A 2,562-nucleotide genomic window follows, 5' to 3' on the forward strand; every position below is an offset into this window, starting at 1 on the left:
CTTTTTGGGAAGTATACTTGTGCCAAGATGTAGTACAAAAATATATAGGAGGGATTTTATGTTTGAATATCAATTTAACATGGCAGAAACTTTAGCAGTAGCAGTTGTTTTATTATTACTTGGAAGATGGGTTAAGAAGAAAGTTAATTTTTTTGAAAAGTTTTTTATTCCAGCGCCAGTAATTGGAGGAGTGATATTTTCAGTATTTACATTAATTGGTAGACTATCTCAAACATTTACATTCTCATTTGATGGTGCCTTAAAAGACCTTTTAATGATTGCATTCTTTACTACAATTGGATTTTTAGCAAGTTTAAAACTATTGAAAAAAGGTGGAATACAGGTATTTATATTTTTGTGTGTAGCAAGTTTGTTAGTAATTATACAAAACCTTGTAGGTGTTGGTTTAGCTAAATTCTTTGGATTGAATCCACTACTTGGAATTGCAGCAGGGTCAGTACCACTTACAGGTGGACATGGAACATCAGGAGCATTTGGTCCTGTACTTGAAGCAGCAGGAGCTACTGGAGCTATGTCTGTTGCTATAGCTTCAGCGACATTTGGTTTAGTTGCTGGATGTATGATAGGAGGACCAGTTGCAAAAAGATTGATGCAACGTTATGGATTGGTTGGTCACAAAGAGGAGGATTTCTTAATTCCTGAAGAGGATTCAAAAGAGGTTGTAAAAGAGCAGATAACAGAGGAGAACCTATTCCATGCTATTGTGTATATAGTTATTTCAATGGGAATTGGTGGGTTATTAATACCACTTTCTAAAAAAATTGGAGTAGTTCTACCAGCATATATTGGACCAATGTTAATTGCAGCTATTATAAGAAACGTTATTGACAATAAAGATACAGAGTTACCACTACATACAATTAATGTTGTGGGGAATATCTCTCTTCAATTGTTCTTAGCAATGGCTTTAATGTCAATGAAGCTATGGGAGTTGGCGGCATTAGCAATTCCATTGGTAGTTATTCTATTGGTTCAAACAGTTGTAATGGCATTATACGCTTACTTTGTAACATTCAGAATTATGGGAAAAGATTATGATGCAGCGGTTATCTCAACAGGGCATTGTGGTTTTGGAATGGGAGCAACACCAAATGCAATGGCAAACATGGAGTCGTTTACAGCAGTTAATGGACCATCTCCAACAGCGTTCTTTGTATTACCATTAGTTGGTGCGCTATTTATAGATTTTACAAATGCTTCTTTAATAACCGTATTTATAAATATATTTGGAAAATAATCTGATTAAAAAAGGAGGAGCAAAGTGAGAATAGGTGTTTTTGACTCTGGTGTTGGCGGATTAAGTGTCTTAAAAAAAATAAAAGAAAAAGTGGACTTTGCGGATATAATTTATTATGGTGATAGTATAAATTCTCCTTATGGAAGTAAAAGTATAGAAGAGATTCAGGAGCTATGTTTAAAAATTGGAGAGTTTTTAATAGATAATCAAGTCAACATAATAGTTATAGCTTGTAATACGGCAACCGCAGCAGCACTGGATGTATTGAGGGAACGTTTTACAAGTGTGCCAATAATAGGAGTAGTACACCCAGGAGCAACAATGGCAATTAAACAGAGCAAAAATAAAAAAATAGGTGTTTTATCAACTCCTTTAACTGCAAAAAGTGGAGTTTATAAAAAGGTAATAAAAGAGTTAAACCCTAAATATGAGGTTTTCCAAAAGGGATGTGAACTATTGTGTCCTATGATTGAAAGAGGATGGGAGAGCAATGAGAAAAACACAGAGCTTTTAAAAGGCTATATAGATCAACTTCCAAAAGAGATAGATACTTTGATTTTAGGATGTACTCATTATCCTTTAATAAGAGAGGAGATTGAAAAACTTATAGATAAAAAAATAGTAGACCCTGCTGAGGAAACAGCTATGTATGTTCTATTTGAACTAAATAGATTGGCATTAAAAACAGGTGTTAAAAAAATTAGAAAGGATAGAGTAAATATAGATTATTTTGTAACAGGAGATATTAAAAAGTTTAAAGAGGTTGGAGAAAGGTTTTTAGGAGAGGAACTATTAAACGTGTATCAACCTTTAATTGGATAGCTTGGTAAAAGGTAATGGTAGAGATATCATTACCTTTTTTATAAATTTTTATTCAAAAAAAAGAAATAGAGATACTATTTAGTAGAATAAAGTAACAGATGTGGGATAAAAAGGAGGAGAGACATGAATAATTTAATAGACGAAAAGTTAAAAACAATCTATAAGATACAGCCATATCTAGTTTATATAGACAGTATATTTTATATCTCAGGATCTGTAATCCCTATTGATGAGTTTAAAAAGTATGTGGATAATATAAACTACATAAAAAGTCATACAGAAGCTTTGGAAACTTATGAGAACTACACTAAAAATAGTTTACATCTTTTTTTTGATAAGTACATATCTATTTTTTCAGCAAAGGATATAAAAAAATATATCAATGAAATTTTTAAAGATAGATTGATTATAAATCGTTCAGATTTAATAGAGGGATTGGAAAACTATAATATTTTAAATGAAGAGTTCATAGATTACTACAT

General features: G+C 31.8%; 3 protein-coding genes. All 3 read left to right on the forward strand.

Annotation, left to right across the window (positions count from 1 at the left end):
- Positions 1-58 precede the first annotated feature (58 nt).
- Positions 59-1,258 (forward strand): sodium/glutamate symporter, encoded by a 1,200-nt coding sequence (gltS, locus tag ACMOUI_RS07310; protein WP_418965072.1) that lies wholly within the window; start codon positions 59-61, stop codon positions 1,256-1,258.
- Positions 1,259-1,282: 24 nt separating this feature from the next.
- Entirely contained in the window at positions 1,283-2,080 is a 798-nt protein-coding gene (gene murI / locus ACMOUI_RS07315) for a glutamate racemase (protein WP_418965073.1), read from the forward strand.
- 123 nt (positions 2,081-2,203) lie between these two features.
- The coding region (locus tag ACMOUI_RS07320) for a hypothetical protein (RefSeq protein ID WP_418965074.1) at positions 2,204-2,562 on the forward strand (359 nt) is incomplete at its 3' end.

The organism is Cetobacterium sp. (genome assembly GCF_048470075.1).
In the GTDB taxonomy this organism is placed as follows: Bacteria; Fusobacteriota; Fusobacteriia; order Fusobacteriales; family Fusobacteriaceae; genus Cetobacterium_A.

What these genes read in the sequence shown, in the direction of transcription:
- gltS (WP_418965072.1), top strand. Translation starts at nt 59, where the DNA reads ATGTTTGAATATCAATTTAACATGGCAGAAACTTTAGCAGTAGCAGTT.